This window comes from Sphingomonas corticis (assembly GCF_012035195.1).
GTDB lineage: Bacteria > Pseudomonadota > Alphaproteobacteria > Sphingomonadales > Sphingomonadaceae > Sphingomonas > Sphingomonas corticis.
Map to the genome: position 1 here is coordinate 456,802 of NZ_JAAVJH010000001.1, position 14,974 is coordinate 471,775.

Below are 14,974 nucleotides of genomic sequence, written 5' to 3' on the forward strand. Positions count from 1 at the left end.
GCGGGTCTTTGCGCAGGCCCGGGCGCGCCCGTCAACCGTGCCCGCGTCGAGCCGGGCGGACTTGTCGTCGGCCCCGGCGAGACGTATCGGGCCGGGACATGGACAATCCCGCCCTCGACCGGCTCGACTCCGCGATCACGCGCCTGGAGCGCGCGGTGGCGGGGCATCGCGACCGCAGCACCGACCTCGCCCGCCGCCACGCCACGCTGAAGTCGCGCATGAGCGAGGCGGTGGCGGCGTTGGACCGCGTGATCGAGCGCGAAGGCGGGGACGCCTGAGATGGCCGTCGTCACCCTGCGCATCGGCGACAGCGTCCACGACCTGGCCTGCCGCGACGGCGGCGAGGCGCGGCTGGAACAGGCCGGCGCGATCGTCGACGAGTTCTGGGACAAGGGGCGCGCGGCGTCGGGCGGCGCGGGCGGGCAGCGCGCCATGCTGCTGACCGCGCTGATGATCGCCGACGCGCTGATCGAGGCACGCGAGGCGCCGCCGCCGGAAACGCCGGAGAGCCGCCTGCTCGACGCCCTGGCGACGCGGCTGGAAACTCTCGCCTCGGACCTTGAGGAAGAGGGCGCGAGCGCCTAGATCGGTTGGCGGCGGGCACTGCCCGGTACGAGCCTCGATACATCCCCGAGGCTATTCATCATCCAAGGGGGTTGTCCCTGCCCGGATCCTGGTCCGACGTACACGATCCCCACCTGACGTCTTGGGCGTCGGCGGATTTTCCGGCAAACGGCCACGGCGGTCCCGCCACCCCGCCCCCATCATGACGGACAAGGATTCCCTCCGCGCTACGCTGCGCGCGCGCCGCCGCGCCGCCTCGGGCGCGATCCCGGCATGGCCGCCGTTCGTCGCCCTCCTCTCCCCCGCACTGGTCGTCGCCAGCTACGTTCCCGTGGGCGGCGAGGCCGATCCCGCCGCGCTGGAGCGGGCCGCGCGCGCCGCGGGCTGCACGCTCGCGCTGCCGCACGTGGTGGATCGCGCCACGCCGCTCGCGTTTCTGGCGTGGGACGCGGGCGCGGTGCTGACCGAGGGGCCGTTCGGCCTGCGCCAGCCGCCCGCTCACCACGCCGCGGTCGCGCCGGACGTCGTGCTGACGCCGCTGGTCGGCTTCGACCGGCAGGGCAACCGGCTGGGCCAGGGCGCGGGCCATTACGACCGCGCCTTCGCGGCCTTTCCCGATGCCCACCGGATCGGTATCGCGCTGGCCGTGCAGGAAACCGATCAGCTCGCGCCCGACCCGTGGGACGTCCCCCTCCACGCCATCGCGACCGATCGCGAATGGATCGTGCCGTGACGCCCGACTGGCGCAAGCCCGTGGGGATGCTGGCGATCCTGGCGCTTATCCTCGTCTGGTGCGTGGCCATTGCGTCGCTGTCCGCCACGGTGGGCGGGTGGCACGGGCTGGCGCAGCTCGCCTTCTACGTCGTCGCCGGAATCGTGTGGATCGCGCCGCTGAAGCCGCTGCTGCGCTGGATGGAGACCGGGCGCTGGCGCTGATTACGTCGGCGAAGTCTCGTTCCGCTGACGGCTCTCGCCCCCGCCGTCGCGCTTGATGAAGCTGATCTTGCCCGACGGCTCCAGGATCGCCCAGTCGACGTCGGCCATGCGCGCAATGCCGGCGAGCCGCATCTCCGATTCCACCTCGCCGCGGGTCATGCGGTCGCGCCGCAGGTTCGCCTCCAGCAGCTCGCCGTGGCGGACGATGACGCGCGGCTCCCCCTCCAGCGCCCCCTTCAGGCGCGGGAAGAGATAGACGAGCCAGCCGAGCACCAGTCCCCAGAAGGCGAAGGTGACGATCGCCAGCGTGGCGCCGGTCAGACTGAAATCGTTGTGCGTGATGCCCTGCTGGATCAGGTCGCCCATGACGACCAGCACGACCACCTCGAACGGCGTCATCTGTCCCAGCTCGCGCTTGCCCAGCAGCCGCACGAGCAGGAACAGGATGAAAAACATCGCCGTCGCGCGCAGCACGACATCCATCAGTAAGGACCCATCACGGCAGCACCCGGATCGACAGCGGCACCCGCGCGATCTCGCGCTCGCCGTCCAGCACGATCACCGCGCCGGCGGTGCCCCAGGTCAGTGGCGGGTTGATCTGCCCGTCGAACTTCGCGTGCAGCGTCTCGCCCGCCTTCAGCGGCCCATAATGGAAGCGGAAGACGCCATCCTTGAACTCCTCGCTCTCCGCCGAGGGGATCTGCGAATTGATCGTCTGGTCCTGCCACAGCGACGGCGAGATCGCGATCACCGCGTCGGCGATGTCCGCCTTCGCCGCCACCGTCACCTCGGTCTCGAAGAACAGGCCGGAGCGCAGCGTGCGCGGCAGTTTCACCGTCATCGTCGCGCCCGGCGCCTCCACCCGCTCCACGGGCGAGCGTCCGCCGCCGAGCAGACCCGTCGCCGCCAGCAGAAGGATCGCGCCCAGCACGACGAAGGAGAAGGGATTGGCGTGGCGGTGGAGCAGCGCCCGGTGGTTCGCCAGCCGCTCGCTCGTTCCGTCCGGATAGGCGGATGCCATCGCCACACGCTCCCGTTACCGGGGCGAAACGATCGATCGTAAAAGGGGTTGCACGCAATCCCTGCGAGGGGATGGCGCGAGTGACGGGGCTCGAACCCGCGACCTCCGGCGTGACAGGCCGGCGCTCTAACCAACTGAGCTACACCCGCTTGAGAAGCGTGAGGCGCGCCAACTAGGCGGGCGGCGCTACCCTGTCAACGGGGTTATTTCCCGCATCGTTGCGCTCGGCGAACCCGCCCTTCCCCTCGCGCGTCAGCGTGCCGTGTTCGAACAGGAAGCCCGCCACGTCGGGCCTTCCCGCGGCGGCCATCACGATCTGCACGATGATGAGGATCGGCACCGCCAGCAGCGCGCCCACGGTGCCCCACACCCACCCCCAGAAGCTGATCGAAACGAGGATCATGACCGGGTTGATGGTCAGCCGGTGGCCGACGATCAGCGGCGTCACCACGTTTGCCTCGATCAGGTGCGCACCGTACATGATCGCGGGCGGCGCCAGCGCGGTCCACACGTCGGAGAAGGTCATCAGCCCGCCGACGGCCAGCAGCAGCGCGGCGACCACCGGGCCGAAATAGGGAATGTAGTTCAGCAGCGCGACGATCCCGCCCCACATCAGCGGGAACGGCATCCCCAGCGCGTGGACCGCCAGCGCGACGATGAGGCCCAGGGCCATGTTGATGAGCGTGATGGTGCCCAGGTACGACGACACGTCGTCGACCATGTCCTGCAGCACGCGCGCCGTCGCCATCGCGCCGCCGAAGCTGGACCGCGTGGTGATCATCCGCTGCCGCATCCGGCTCCACCCGGACAGGAAGAAGAAGGCGACGAGAATGGCGTAGAAGGTCTGCACGATCACCGCCGGCGCGCTGGTGGCGGCCAGTTGCACGATCGACGAGGGCGGGGCGACCGCCGCGGTGGGCGACGGGCGCACCGGCGTGTCCGCGATCTGCCGCAGCGCGCGGTTGGCGTAGCGCTCCAGGCTGGAATACAGGTCCAGCAGCGGCGCCAGATTGGCCTGGATGCGCCCGATGCGCGAGGGCAGCAGGCGGAAGAAGTCGGTCGCGGGCACGACGATCGCGGCCAGCGCGACGTTGGCGATGACGAGGAACAGGATGACGCAGATCAGCGCCGCCAGCGCCGACGGCACGCGCCGCCGCTCCAGCCATTCCAGTACCGGGATCAGCGCCAGGCTGACGACCAGAGCGATCGTCGTCGGCATGAAGAATTCCGCCCCGGCCTTCAGCGCGAAGGGAAGGCCGAGGCAGAAGGCCGCGCCCGCCGTCAGCGTCAGCGCCGCGAGCAGCCGGTCGCGCCGGAGCGCGACGCGCGGATCGTCCCCTTCCGGTTCGGTGACGCTCTCGGCGAGGAAGGCGTCGGCGGCGGGGGGACGATCGGCCATGGCGCGACGTTAGCGACGATCGCGCGGTCCCGCCATCGCCGTCACGCCTCCTGCCACGGCCCACCCTCGAGGTAGAGATAGTCGGGATCGAACTCCGCCACGCGGGCCAGCCGGGTGGCGTCCATGATCCGCACCTCCCCGCGCGTCATCTCCGCCAGTCCTTCCTCGCGCAGCCGCCGCAGCGTGCGGTTCACGTGCACCGCGGTGAGCCCACACGCCTCGCCCAGGTCCTGCTGCGTCAGCGGCAGCGCGAACCGGCCGTCGCTGACGCGTCCCACCGCCGCCAGCCGCGCCTGCGTCTCCAGCAGCACGTGGGCGATGCGCCCCACCGCGTCGAGCCGGCCGAGGCGGAAGATCCACTCGCGATGCAGCGCCGCGTCGAGCAGCGTCGAGCGCCATAGCAACCGCGCCAGGTGCGGATGCTCTTCGAGGATCTCGGTCAACCGATCGTGCGGAAACGTGGCGATCCGCGCCTCGGTCAGCGTCGCGACGTCGTGGTCCAGCCGCATGAGCGGATAGCCGTGCAGGTCAACGAAGTCGCCCGGCAGCTGGATCGCCACCAATTGCCGGAAGCCGTCGCGCGCGTCCATGTAACGGCACATCACACCGTCCAGCAGCAGCGTGGAATAGCTGACGCGATCCCCCCGGTGCGACAGGATGGTACGCGCCGGCAGCGTCTGCACGCGGTCCACCGCCGCTTCCAGCACGTCCTTCTCCTGCTCGCTCATGGCCGCGCGTCCGCGGCCCCGCAGGAAGTCTTCCGTCACCCGCATCGCTTCTCGCCTGTTTCTTCGCTGTAACGACAGGCTTCTACGCTGCGACGCGGTCTTCGAACAATGACCTCAATTCACGTTTCAGGATCTTGCCGTTGGCGTTGCGCGGCAGCGTTTCCGATACGAAGCGGATCGCCACCGGCGTCTTGAACACCGCCAGCCGCTCGCGCACCCACGCCTGCAGCTCCGCCTCCGTCGCGTGGCTGCCGGGTGATAGGTGCACCACCGCTGCCGGTTCCTCGCCCAGCGTCCGGTGCGGCAGGCCGATCAGCGCGCAGTCGGTGACGGCGGGGTGGGCGTAGAGCACGTTCTCCACCTCGGTCGAGTAGATGTTCTCGCCGCCGCGGATGATCATGTCCTTGGCGCGGTCGAGAATATAGACGAAGCCGTCCTCGTCCAGGCACCCCAGGTCGCCGGTCCGCACCCACCCGTCGACGAAAGTCTCCGCGGTCGCCTCCGGCCGGTTCCAGTATCCGGTGACGACCATCGGCCCGCGCGCCCACAGCTCGCCGATCTCGCCCACGGCAAGCTCGTGCCCGTCCTCGTCGGTGATCTTCAGGTCCGCCACCGCCGCCGCCGGGCCCGCGCTCTTCGGCCGTGCGAGATAATCCTCCGCCGCGTTGGACGTGACCGTGGCCATCGTCTCCGTCATGCCCCAGCCGTTGCCGGGCAGCGCGCCGAACTCCTCGTAGATGCGCTTCACCAGCTCGGGCGCGGAGGGCGCGCCGCCGTAGGCGATCGATTCGAGGCTGGAGAGATCGTACCGCCCGCGGTCGGGATGCTCCAGCAGCTGCCAGGCGACGGTCGGCACCCCGCCCGTCACGTTCACCTTCTCGCGCTCGATGATCTCCATCGCGCGCAGCGCGTCCCATTTGCGCATGTAGATCGAGGTCGATCCGCCGGCGATCGCGCCCATCAGCCCGGCGGAACAGGCGGTGACGTGGAACAGCGGCACCACCGTCAGCATCACGCGGGGCGCGGGATCGGGAACGGGCGCGCCGCGACGCAGGTACGTGCGCGCGCCGACGAAGCCCGACGTCATGATGTTGGTCATCATGTTGCGGTGCGTGCCCAATGCACCCTTGGGCCGCCCCGTGGTGCCGCTGGTGTAGAAGATCGTGACCGGATCGTCCGCCGCGACCCGCGTGTCGGGCAGCGCGCGGTCGGGCAGCGCGCGGTCGGGAAGCGCGGGCCAGTCGTGCGGGGTGCCGATCAGGTCCTCCAGCCGCACCGCCCCGTCCAGCGGCGCGGCGGCGCGCGTGACCACCACCTGCTCCAGCCCCGGCAGGTCGGCATAGCAGGACGCCAGCCGCTGGTGCCGCTCGTCGTCCGCGAACAAAATGCGCGCGCCCGAATCGGAGAGGCCGAAGGCGAGCTCGTCTCCGGTCCACCACGCGTTCAGCGGCACCGCGATCGCGCCGATCGACGCGACGGCGAACAGCAGGGCGGGAAACTCGGGCAGGTTGCGCATCGCCATGGCGACGCGGTCGCCCTTCGCGATGCCCTGCCCCGCCAGCCAGTGCGCCAACGCCGCGACGGCGCGGTAATTGGCCTCGTAGCTGACGCGCTCGTCCTCGTGGATCGTCATGATCCGCGGCCCGTGCGCGCGCGCCGCCTGCGCCAGCACGCGCAGGCTCTCCGGCGCGTTCTTCCACACGCGGGTCGGCACGCCGCGGATGGTGACGGTCTCCATCTCGAACTTCGCGCCCGGCGCGGTCAGCAGCGCGGTCGCGTCGGCCATCGACATCGCCGGCCAGGAGGGGTCGAGCGCGATCAACGGTTCGTCGGCCACAATGGTCCTCTCGCCTCTGTCATCCGAACATCGGGTTCGGTTGGACGTGAGAGTAGAGTTGATTTCGACCACGCTCAAGCGATAGGAACGGGAATAATTCGAAGCGGGGGTATGGAGAGCTATGAAGATCGCGACGCCCGGCAAGCACGGCTTCGACGGCGCCCGCCTGGCCGCGATCGACGCCTTCGTGAAGGACCGCTACCTCGACTCGGGTCGCCTGCCGCACGCGCAGCTGCTGGTCGCGCGCGACGGCGAGGTGGTGCACTTCTCCTCGCAAGGGTCCGCGCGCGAGGGCGCCGCGCCGGTCGACGAGGGCACGCTGTTCCGCATCGCCTCGATGACGAAGCCGATCACGTCGGTCGCGTTCATGATCCTGCTGGAGGAGGCGAAGGTCGCGCTCGACACCCCGCTCCACCACGTGCTGCCGGAGTTCAAGGGCGCCGGCGTCTATGCCGGCGGCGGCGCGGGCGTGCCGTTCGCCACGCGCCCCACGACCGAGCCGATCCGCATGGTCGACCTGCTGCGTCATACCGCGGGCTTCACCTACAGCTTCCAGAACCGCAGCAACATCGACGCCGCCCATCGCGAGCTGAAGCTGGAGAACTGGCACGGCGGCTACGACCTCGACGGCTTCGTCGCCGAGCTGGGCAAGCTGCCGGTGGAGTTCGACCCCGGCTCGCAGTGGAACTACTCCGTCGCCACCGACGTGCTGGGGGCGGTGGTGCAGCGCGTGTCGGGCCAGCCGCTCGACCGCTTCCTGCACGACCGCATCTTCGCGCCGCTGAAAATGGACGACACCTTCTTCGCCGTGCCCGCCAATAAGATCGACCGGCTGGCCGACTGCTACACCTTGCTCCCCGGAAAAGGTCGCGTGATGTACGATCGCGGTGCGGAGAGCGCGTGGTCGCGGATGCCCAAGCTGGTGTCGGGTGGCGGCGGGCTCGTCTCCACCGCGCTCGACTATCACCGCTTCTGCCGGATGTGCCTGAACGGCGGCGAGCTGGACGGCGCGCGGATCCTCGGGCGCAAGACGATCGAGCTGATGGTGCAGAACCACCTGCCCGGCGGCGCCGACCTGTCGCAGATGTCGAAGTCGCTGTTCAGCGAGACGCAGAACGCCGGTACCGGCTTCGGGCTGGGCTTCGCGGTCACGATCGATCCGGCGCGGTCGATGATGCCGGGCAGCGCGGGCGAATATTACTGGGGCGGCATGTTCTCGACCGCCTTCTTCGTGGATCCCGTGGAGCGCGTCAGCATGGTGTTCATGACGCAGCTGTCGCCGTCGATGACCTATCCCATCCGCCGCGAGCTGAAGACGATGATCTACGCGGCGCTGACCTGATCGCTGGTGCTCCTGCGGACGCAGGAGCCCGCAGCCACGAACGCCGCGCTGGCGACCCTGGGCTCCTGCATTCGCAGGAGCACGAAGACGGAGACGAACGATGACCGCCCCCTCCCCCATCCGCACCGAGCGCCACGGCGAGATCCTCGTCATCATCTCCGATTCGCCGCCGGTGAACGCGCTGGGCGCGGCGGTGCGCGACGGGCTGGAGGCGGGCGTGAAGGAAGGCGTCGCCGACGCCTCGATCAAGGCGATGGTGATCCGCTGCGACGGCCGGACCTTCTTCGCCGGTGCGGACATCACCGAGTTCGGCAAGCCGCCCAAGGGCGCGAGCCTGCACGAGGTGATCGACATGATGGACGCCAGCGACAAGCCCATCGTCGCCGCGATCCACGGCACCGCGCTGGGCGGCGGATGCGAAGTGGCGCTCGCCTGCCATTACCGCGTCGCGGTGCCCTCCGCCGTGATGGGCCTGCCGGAGGTGAAGCTGGGCCTGCTGCCCGGCGCGGGCGGCACGCAGCGGCTGCCGCGCATCGTCGGCGTGAAGGCGGCGCTGGAGATGGTCGCGATCGGCGATCCGATCCCGGCGAAGAAGGCGGCCGAGGTCGGCCTGGTCGACAAGGTGGTGGGCGAGGGATCGCTGGAGGCCGATGCGATCGCCTTCGCCAAGGAGATCGCCGGGAAGCGCCCGATCCCGCGCGTGCGCGACAAGACGGTCGATCCCGATCCCGAGGCGGTGGAAGCGTTCAGGAAGGCGCACGGCCGCAAGATGCGCGGCTTCGACGCGCCCGCCGCGAACATCGCCTGCGTCGTTGCGGCAAGCGAGAAGCCGTTCGACGAGGGCATGAAGTTCGAGCGCGAGCAGTTCATGAAGCTGATGACGGGCACGCAGTCCGCGGCGCAGCGCCACATCTTCTTCGCCGAGCGGCAGGCGGCGAAGATCGACGACGTCGATCCCAAGACGCCGCTGCGCCCCGTCAACAAGGTCGGCGTGATCGGCGCGGGCACGATGGGCGGCGGCATCAGCATGAACTTCCTGTCCGCCGGCATCCCGGTGACGATCGTGGAAATGCAGCAGGAGGCGCTCGACCGCGGCACCGGCGTGGTGCGCAAGAACTACGAGGCGAGCGCCGCCAAGGGCCGCATCAAGCCCGACGCGCCGGAGAAGGCGATGGCGCTGCTGACGCCGACGCTGAGCCTCGACGACCTCGCCGACTGCGACCTCATCATCGAGGCCGTCTACGAGAACATGGACGTGAAGAAGGAACTGTTCACGAAGCTGGACGCGATCGCCAGGCCGGGCGCGATCCTGGCCAGCAACACCAGCTACCTGAACGTCGACGAGATCGCCGCGGTGACGAAGCGGCCCGAGGACGTGGTGGGCATGCACTTCTTCTCCCCCGCCAACGTCATGAAGCTGCTGGAGGTGGTGCGCGGTGAGAAGACCGCGGGCGACGTGCTGGCGACCGTCATGGCGTTGGCGAAGAAGATCCGGAAGGTCGCCGTCGTCGCGGGCGTGTGCCACGGCTTCATCGGCAACCGGATGCTCAGCCCGCGGCAGATCGAGGCGAACAAGCTGCTGATGGAGGGCGCCACGCCCGAGCAGATCGACCGCGTCCACGTGGAGTTCGGGATGCCGATGGGGCCGTTCCAGATGAGCGACCTTGCCGGGGTCGACATCGGCTGGCACCGCGATCCGACGCGCATCGAGAGCATCCGCGATGCGCTCGCCGCCGAGGGCCGGTGGGGCCAGAAGAAGAACGCCGGCTTCTACGACTATGACGAGAAGCGCAATCCGACGCCGAGCCCGCGGGTGGCGGAGATCATCGAGGACTTCCGCAGCCGCTCCAATCTGCCCAAGCGCGAGATCACCGACGAGGAGATCGTGGAGCGCACGCTCTACCCGATGGTCAACGAGGGCGCGCTGATCCTCGAAGAGGGCAAGGCGCAACGGGCGAGCGACATCGACGTGGTGTGGATCTACGGCTACGGCTGGCCGGTCTACCGCGGTGGCCCGATGTTCTGGGCACAGACCGAGGGGCTGCCCAAGGTGGTCGCCGGGCTGGAGAAGCACGGGTTCAAGGTGGCGGAGAGCCTGAAGGCGGCCGCGGAGAGCGGAGGGAAGCTGTGAGGGGGATGTCGTCACCCCGGAACTGTCCCGGGGTCCATTGGGCTGCTTACTCTCCGGCCGATACTTTCACGGCACGGTGGATGCCGGGACAATCCCGGCATGACGAGTCCTGCCGATAATGGAACGCACCGCCCTCGCCACCGCCGCCGCGGTCCGGGCCGGCGAGACGACCGCGCTCGACGAGACCGAGGCCGCCATCGCTCGCATCGAGGAACGCGACGGCGCGCTCAACGCGGTCGTGGTGCGTGATTTCGACCGCGCCCGCACCGCCGCGCGGGAACTGGACGCACGGATCGCGGACGGCTTCGACGCGCCGCTGCTCGGCGTGCCGATGACGATCAAGGAAAGCTACGACGTCGCCGGCCTGCCGACGACGTTCGGGTTCGCCGAGCACAAGGACTTCGTCGCGCAGGCGGATGCGGAGGCGGTGCGGCGGCTGAAGGCCGCGGGTGTCGTGCTGCTGGGCAAGACAAACGTGCCCCCTGCCCTCGCCGACCTGCAATCGAACAACCCGGTCTACGGTCGGACGAACAACGCGATCGACCAACGCCGCGTCGCCGGCGGGTCGTCCGGCGGCTCCGCCGTGGCGCTGGGCGCGGGGATGGTCCCGCTGGAATATGGTTCGGACATCGGTGGCTCGATCCGCGTGCCCGCGGCGTTCAACGGCGTGTTCGGCCACAAGCCGACCTGGGGCGTGCTGCCGACCGAGGGGCATTACTTCCCCGGCACCGACAGCGCGCGCACCGTCCTGTCCGTGATCGGCCCGATGGCGCGCGACGCCGACGATCTCGACGCCGCGCTGCAGGTGGTGGCGGACCACCCGCTCGCCCCGCCGCGCCGTCACGTCGAAGGGCGCTGGCGGGTCCTGTTGCTGGCCGGGCATCCCATGGCAAAGGTGCAGCGCGCCATCGTCGACGCGCTGGAGACGCTGGGCCGCCGGTGGCAGGCCGCCGGCGCCGAGATCGACACGACCAGCGACCTGTTGCCCGATCTCGAACGCCACCACGAGGGCTATTGGCGGATGCTCAACATCGCGCTGTCGCGCCGTGCGCCGTCGCAGCCGGGGCAGGAGCCGCCGACGCTGGAGAGCTGGTGGCACCTCCACGACGAGCAGGCACGCATCCAGCGGCAATGGCGGCGGCTGTTCGCCCGCTACGACGTGGTGGTCGCGCCCGCCGTGGGCATGACCGCCTTCCCGCACGACGACGAACCGTTGCAGACGCGAGGGCTCGACATCGACGGCGAGCGGACCACCTTCTTCCACCAGTTCGCCTTTCCCGGTCTCGCCACCTTCCCGATGCTGCCCGCCACCAGCGTGCCGATCGGGCACGACGCCGACGGGCTGCCGATCGGCGTGCAGGTGATCGCCGACCTCTACGCCGACCGCACCGCGATCGCCGCCGCGAAGGTGGCGCACGCGCTCGTCATCCCGGTGAAAGCCGGGGTGACGCAGTGACAACGACCAGCCCCTTCCACCACGAGACCCCAGCTTTCGCCGGGGTGACGGAGTAGGATGACATGACCGACCTCGATACCTTCCGCACCGAGACCCGCGCCTGGCTGGAAGCGAATTGCCCGCTGGAGATGCGCGAACCCGTCCGCACGGAGAAGGACACCGTGTGGGGCGGGCGCGACCAGAGCTACATGACACCCGCGCAGAAGCAGTGGATGGACGCCATGGCCTCGCGCGGCTGGACCGTGCCCGACTGGCCCAAGGAGTACGGCGGCGGCGGACTGTCTGCCGCGGAGACGAAGGTGTTGCGCGAGGAGATGGCGCGCATCCGCGCGCGCAACCCGCTGAACTCGTTCGGCATCTCGATGCTCGGGCCGGCGTTGCTGAAATACGGCAGCGAGGAGCAGAAGCTGGAGCACCTGCCCAAGATCGCGCGTGGCGAGATCCGCTGGTGCCAGGGCTATTCCGAACCCAACGCCGGCTCCGACCTCGCCAGCCTGGCCACCAGCGCGGAGGACAAGGGCGATCATTTCCTCGTCAACGGGCAGAAGGTGTGGACCAGCTACGCCGACAAGGCGGACTGGATCTTCTGCCTCGTCCGCACCGACCGGACGAACAAGCACAACGGCATCAGCTTCGTGCTGTTCGACATGGCGACGCCCGGCGTGTCGACCAAGCCGATCCTGCTCATCAGCGGCTATTCGCCCTTCTGCGAGACCTTCTTCGACAATGTGAAGGTACCCAAGGAGAACCTCGTCGGCGAGCTGAACAAGGGCTGGGACGTCGCGAAATACCTGCTCGGGCACGAGCGCGAGATGATCTCCGGCATGGGGCTGGGCGGCACGGGGGGCAAAAACCCGCTGGTCGTCGGCGCGCTGGCGACGATCGGGGTCGACCACGACGGCAAGCTCGCCGACCCGCTGCTGCGCGCGCAGATCGCGCTGTTCGAGGTGCGCGCGAAGGCGTTCGCGGCGCAGAGCGAGCGCTTCATCGACGAGCTGAAGGCCGGTCGCGCCCACCCCGCGCAGCCCAGCATGATGAAATATTACGGCACCGAGCTGAACAAGGCGCGCTACGAGCTGGTGATGGCCGCCGGCGGATCGGACGAGCTGGAATGGGAGAGCGAGGCCAGCAACGGCGGACGCGAGGCGCGCGCGTGGCTGCGCACCAAGGCGAATTCGATCGAGGGCGGCACCAGCGAGGTGCAGCTGAACATCATCGCCAAGCGGATCCTCGAGCTGCCGTCCTGACCCATCCCCGTTCGTGGTGAGGAGGGGCCGAGCAACGTCGAAGCCCCGTCTCGAACCACTCGCCACCGTCCTTCGAGACGCCGCTTCGACTTCGCTCGGCGGCTCCTCGGGACGAACGGACCTTCTCCTGACCGGAGTATAAGATGCCCCTGTACCTGAACGACGAACAGACGATGCTGCGCGACACCGCCAGGGATTTCGTCGCCGAGCACGCCCCGCCCTCGCACATGCGGTCCCTGCGCGACGCCAACGACGCCACCGGCTTCTCCCGCGACCTGTGGAAGCAGTTCGCGGAGATGGGGTTCACCGGCATCCTGATCGGCGAGAACGCCGGCGGGCTGGGCCTGGGCCACGTCGAGGCGGGCGTGGTGCTGGAGGAGATCGGGCGCAACCTGTCGCCCTCCCCGTTCCTCTCCACCGCGGTCGCGGCGGTCGAGGCGCTGAAGGGCAGCGCGCAGGCGGAGCGGTGGTTTCCCGGCATCCTCGCGGGCGACACCGTCGCCGCGCTGGCGATCGACGAGGGGGCGAAGCACCGCCCGTCCGTGAGCATGACGGCGGAGCGCGCCGGCAACGGCTTCCGCCTGACCGGCAAGAAGCAGTTCGTGACCCACGGCCACGTCGCCGACCTGCTGATCGTCGCCGCGCGCACCGCGGGCAGCGCGGACGACGAGGAGGGCGTCACGCTGTTCGCGGTGCCGAAGGACGCCGCCGGCCTGACCGCCACGCCCGAGCGGCTCGCCGACTCCAGCCTCGCCGCGCGGATCGCGCTGGACGGGGTGGAGGTGGATGCCGACGCGGTGATCGGCGACGTGGACGCGGGGCGCGACCCGCTGAACCGCCTGCTGCGCGCGGGCCGCACCGGCGCCGCGGCGGAGATGCTGGGCGTCGGCGGCGGCGCGATGGACATGACGGTCGGCTACCTGAAGGAGCGCAAGCAGTTCGGCACGCTGATCGGCAGCTTCCAGGCGCTCCAGCACCGCGCCGCGCACCTCTACAGCGAGATGGAGGTGGCGCGCGCCGCGGTGCTGAAGGCGCAGCAGCTGCTGGATGCCGGCGACGAGCGCGCGGACCAGGCGGTGTCGGTCGCGAAGGCGATGACCGGACTCGCCACCACGCTGGCGGTACAGGAAGGCGTGCAGATGCACGGCGGCATCGGCATGACGGACGAATACGACATCGGCTTCTACATGAAGCGCGGGCGGGTGCTGGCGGAGATGTTCGGCGACGCGAATTTCCACGCCGACCTGCTGGCGAAGGCCGCGGGCTATTGACGATTCCCTATCCTCCCCGGCACGGGGAGGGGGACCATGCGCAGCATGGTGGAGGGGGGATGCGGCAGGCGGATCGTATGCGGCGATCCCCCTCCACCACCGGCTTTCGGCCGGCGGTCCCCCTCCCCGTGCCGGGGAGGAAATGATGACCGACGCCCCTAGCCCCGCCGACCTCGCCGCCGACCTCGTCGACCTGCTCGACGTCGAGGAGCTGGACACCGATCTCTATCGCGGCCGCCGCTCGAAGGGCGGCGTCGGTCGCGTGTTCGGCGGGCAGGTGATCGCGCAGGCGCTTCAGGCAGCGCAGCGCTCCGTCGACGAGCCGAAGATCGCCCACTCGCTCCACGCCTATTTCATGCGCGCCGGCGACGAGAACTTCCCCATCATCTTCCGCGTCGTGCGCGACTTCGAAGGGCGCAGCTTCGCCACCCGTCGCGTCATCGCGATGCAGCGCGGCCAGCCGATCCTGAACATGGCCGCGTCCTTCCAGGTGCCCGAGGACGGCTACCACCACCAGGACGCGATGCCCGACGTGCCCGCGCCGGAAACGCTGCCGACCGAGGCCGAACTGCGCGCGAAGGACGCGGCCAACCTGCCCGAGAAGCAGCGCGCCATGGTGACGCGCCCCCGCCCGATCGAGATCCGCCCGGTCTACCCGCGCAAATGGTTCAACCCCACGCCGACCGATCCGGTGCAGCACAGCTGGTTTCGCGTCTGCGCCGCCATCGGCGACGACGCCGCGATGCACCGCGCAATCCTTTCCTACGCCAGCGACATGGCGCTGCTGGGCACCTGCATGCTGCCGCATGGCGTGAACTGGACCACACCGGGGTTCCAGAGCGCCAGCCTGGACCATGCGGTGTGGCTGCACGAGCCGTTCCGCGCCGACGAGTGGCTGCTCTACGTCACCGACAGCCCGTGGGCGGGCCACGCGCGCGGCATGAACCGCGGGCGCATCTTCACGCAGGACGGGCGGCTGGTCGCCAGCGTGGCGCAGGAAGGACTGATCCGGATGCGCAAGCCGCGCGATGGCGGCGCCTGA

At 69.7% G+C, this 14,974-nt stretch carries 15 protein-coding genes and 1 tRNA gene; 10 read left to right on the top strand and 6 right to left on the bottom strand.

The features are described from left to right. Positions 1–98: 98 nt before the first annotated feature. From HBH26_RS02380 to HBH26_RS02395, 4 genes are all read left to right on the top strand, one after another. A complete protein-coding gene (locus tag HBH26_RS02380; RefSeq protein ID WP_168132960.1) occupies positions 99–278 on the top strand; it encodes a hypothetical protein in 180 nt (59 codons plus the stop codon). A gap of 1 nt (position 279) precedes the next feature. After that, the gene (locus HBH26_RS02385; RefSeq protein ID WP_168132961.1) at positions 280–585 is read left to right on the top strand and encodes a cell division protein ZapA; all 306 of its coding nucleotides are present in this window, start codon (positions 280–282) and stop codon (positions 583–585) included. A gap of 181 nt (positions 586–766) precedes the next feature. Further along, positions 767–1,297, top strand: a complete 531-nt coding sequence (locus HBH26_RS02390) for a 5-formyltetrahydrofolate cyclo-ligase (RefSeq protein ID WP_168132962.1) — start codon at positions 767–769, stop codon at positions 1,295–1,297. Continuing rightward, on the top strand, positions 1,282–1,500 hold the full coding sequence (locus tag HBH26_RS02395) for a DUF2842 domain-containing protein (RefSeq protein WP_209308259.1): 219 nt from the start codon (positions 1,282–1,284) through the stop codon (positions 1,498–1,500). The genes HBH26_RS02390 and HBH26_RS02395 overlap by 16 nt, the downstream gene beginning before the upstream one ends. On the opposite strand, the gene HBH26_RS02400 is transcribed toward HBH26_RS02395, so the two are convergent. The 6 genes from HBH26_RS02400 to HBH26_RS02425 form a co-directional block, all read right to left on the bottom strand. Continuing rightward, complete coding sequence (locus tag HBH26_RS02400) at positions 1,501–1,983, bottom strand: DUF421 domain-containing protein (protein WP_168132963.1); 483 nt, start codon at positions 1,981–1,983, stop codon at positions 1,501–1,503. Positions 1,984–1,996: 13 nt separating this feature from the next. Further along, positions 1,997–2,521 (bottom strand): hypothetical protein, encoded by a 525-nt coding sequence (locus tag HBH26_RS02405; RefSeq protein WP_168132964.1) that lies wholly within the window; start codon positions 2,519–2,521, stop codon positions 1,997–1,999. Between the two features lie 72 nt (positions 2,522–2,593). After that, positions 2,594–2,670, bottom strand: a tRNA-Asp gene (locus HBH26_RS02410). A 23-nt stretch (positions 2,671–2,693) separates the two neighbouring features. Continuing rightward, complete coding sequence (locus HBH26_RS02415; RefSeq protein ID WP_168132965.1) at positions 2,694–3,920, bottom strand: AI-2E family transporter; 1,227 nt, start codon at positions 3,918–3,920, stop codon at positions 2,694–2,696. A gap of 41 nt (positions 3,921–3,961) precedes the next feature. Continuing rightward, on the bottom strand, positions 3,962–4,648 hold the full coding sequence (locus HBH26_RS02420) for a Crp/Fnr family transcriptional regulator (protein ID WP_239024504.1): 687 nt from the start codon (positions 4,646–4,648) through the stop codon (positions 3,962–3,964). Positions 4,649–4,730: 82 nt separating this feature from the next. Continuing rightward, the gene (locus HBH26_RS02425) at positions 4,731–6,440 is read right to left on the bottom strand and encodes a class I adenylate-forming enzyme family protein (protein ID WP_168133074.1); all 1,710 of its coding nucleotides are present in this window, start codon (positions 6,438–6,440) and stop codon (positions 4,731–4,733) included. Positions 6,441–6,606: 166 nt separating this feature from the next. Here HBH26_RS02425 and HBH26_RS02430 point away from each other — a divergent pair, with 166 nt between their 5' ends. From HBH26_RS02430 to HBH26_RS02455, 6 genes are all read left to right on the top strand, one after another. Then, positions 6,607–7,827, top strand: a complete 1,221-nt coding sequence (locus HBH26_RS02430; RefSeq protein ID WP_168132967.1) for a serine hydrolase domain-containing protein — start codon at positions 6,607–6,609, stop codon at positions 7,825–7,827. A gap of 100 nt (positions 7,828–7,927) precedes the next feature. Continuing rightward, complete coding sequence (locus HBH26_RS02435) at positions 7,928–9,958, top strand: 3-hydroxyacyl-CoA dehydrogenase NAD-binding domain-containing protein (protein ID WP_168132968.1); 2,031 nt, start codon at positions 7,928–7,930, stop codon at positions 9,956–9,958. A gap of 118 nt (positions 9,959–10,076) precedes the next feature. Continuing rightward, entirely contained in the window at positions 10,077–11,414 is a 1,338-nt protein-coding gene (locus tag HBH26_RS02440) for an amidase family protein (protein ID WP_209308260.1), read from the top strand. 62 nt (positions 11,415–11,476) lie between these two features. Continuing rightward, positions 11,477–12,661 carry an acyl-CoA dehydrogenase family protein gene (locus HBH26_RS02445; protein WP_168132969.1) on the top strand — a complete coding sequence of 395 codons (1,185 nt, stop codon included), beginning with the start codon at positions 11,477–11,479 and terminating at the stop codon, positions 12,659–12,661. Between the two features lie 143 nt (positions 12,662–12,804). After that, the gene (locus HBH26_RS02450; RefSeq protein ID WP_168132970.1) at positions 12,805–13,932 is read left to right on the top strand and encodes an acyl-CoA dehydrogenase family protein; all 1,128 of its coding nucleotides are present in this window, start codon (positions 12,805–12,807) and stop codon (positions 13,930–13,932) included. Between the two features lie 145 nt (positions 13,933–14,077). Continuing rightward, positions 14,078–14,974 (top strand): acyl-CoA thioesterase, encoded by an 897-nt coding sequence (locus tag HBH26_RS02455; protein ID WP_168132971.1) that lies wholly within the window; start codon positions 14,078–14,080, stop codon positions 14,972–14,974.

Excerpts from the sequence above, each read along its gene's own strand:
- HBH26_RS02390 (WP_168132962.1), top strand. The coding sequence starts at position 767 with ATGACGGACAAGGATTCCCTCCGCGCTACGCTGCGCGCGCGCCGCCGC.
- HBH26_RS02435 (WP_168132968.1), top strand. The coding sequence starts at position 7,928 with ATGACCGCCCCCTCCCCCATCCGCACCGAGCGCCACGGCGAGATCCTC.
- HBH26_RS02405 (WP_168132964.1), bottom strand. The coding sequence starts at position 2,521 with ATGGCATCCGCCTATCCGGACGGAACGAGCGAGCGGCTGGCGAACCAC.
- HBH26_RS02400 (WP_168132963.1), bottom strand. The coding sequence starts at position 1,983 with ATGGATGTCGTGCTGCGCGCGACGGCGATGTTTTTCATCCTGTTCCTG.
- HBH26_RS02430 (WP_168132967.1), top strand. The coding sequence starts at position 6,607 with ATGAAGATCGCGACGCCCGGCAAGCACGGCTTCGACGGCGCCCGCCTG.
- HBH26_RS02455 (WP_168132971.1), top strand. The coding sequence starts at position 14,078 with ATGACCGACGCCCCTAGCCCCGCCGACCTCGCCGCCGACCTCGTCGAC.
- HBH26_RS02425 (WP_168133074.1), bottom strand. The coding sequence starts at position 6,440 with ATGTCGATGGCCGACGCGACCGCGCTGCTGACCGCGCCGGGCGCGAAG.
- HBH26_RS02420 (WP_239024504.1), bottom strand. The coding sequence starts at position 4,648 with ATGAGCGAGCAGGAGAAGGACGTGCTGGAAGCGGCGGTGGACCGCGTG.
- HBH26_RS02395 (WP_209308259.1), top strand. The coding sequence starts at position 1,282 with ATGGATCGTGCCGTGACGCCCGACTGGCGCAAGCCCGTGGGGATGCTG.
- HBH26_RS02450 (WP_168132970.1), top strand. The coding sequence starts at position 12,805 with ATGCCCCTGTACCTGAACGACGAACAGACGATGCTGCGCGACACCGCC.
- HBH26_RS02385 (WP_168132961.1), top strand. The coding sequence starts at position 280 with ATGGCCGTCGTCACCCTGCGCATCGGCGACAGCGTCCACGACCTGGCC.
- HBH26_RS02440 (WP_209308260.1), top strand. The coding sequence starts at position 10,077 with ATGGAACGCACCGCCCTCGCCACCGCCGCCGCGGTCCGGGCCGGCGAG.
- HBH26_RS02380 (WP_168132960.1), top strand. The coding sequence starts at position 99 with ATGGACAATCCCGCCCTCGACCGGCTCGACTCCGCGATCACGCGCCTG.
- HBH26_RS02415 (WP_168132965.1), bottom strand. The coding sequence starts at position 3,920 with ATGGCCGATCGTCCCCCCGCCGCCGACGCCTTCCTCGCCGAGAGCGTC.
- HBH26_RS02445 (WP_168132969.1), top strand. The coding sequence starts at position 11,477 with ATGACCGACCTCGATACCTTCCGCACCGAGACCCGCGCCTGGCTGGAA.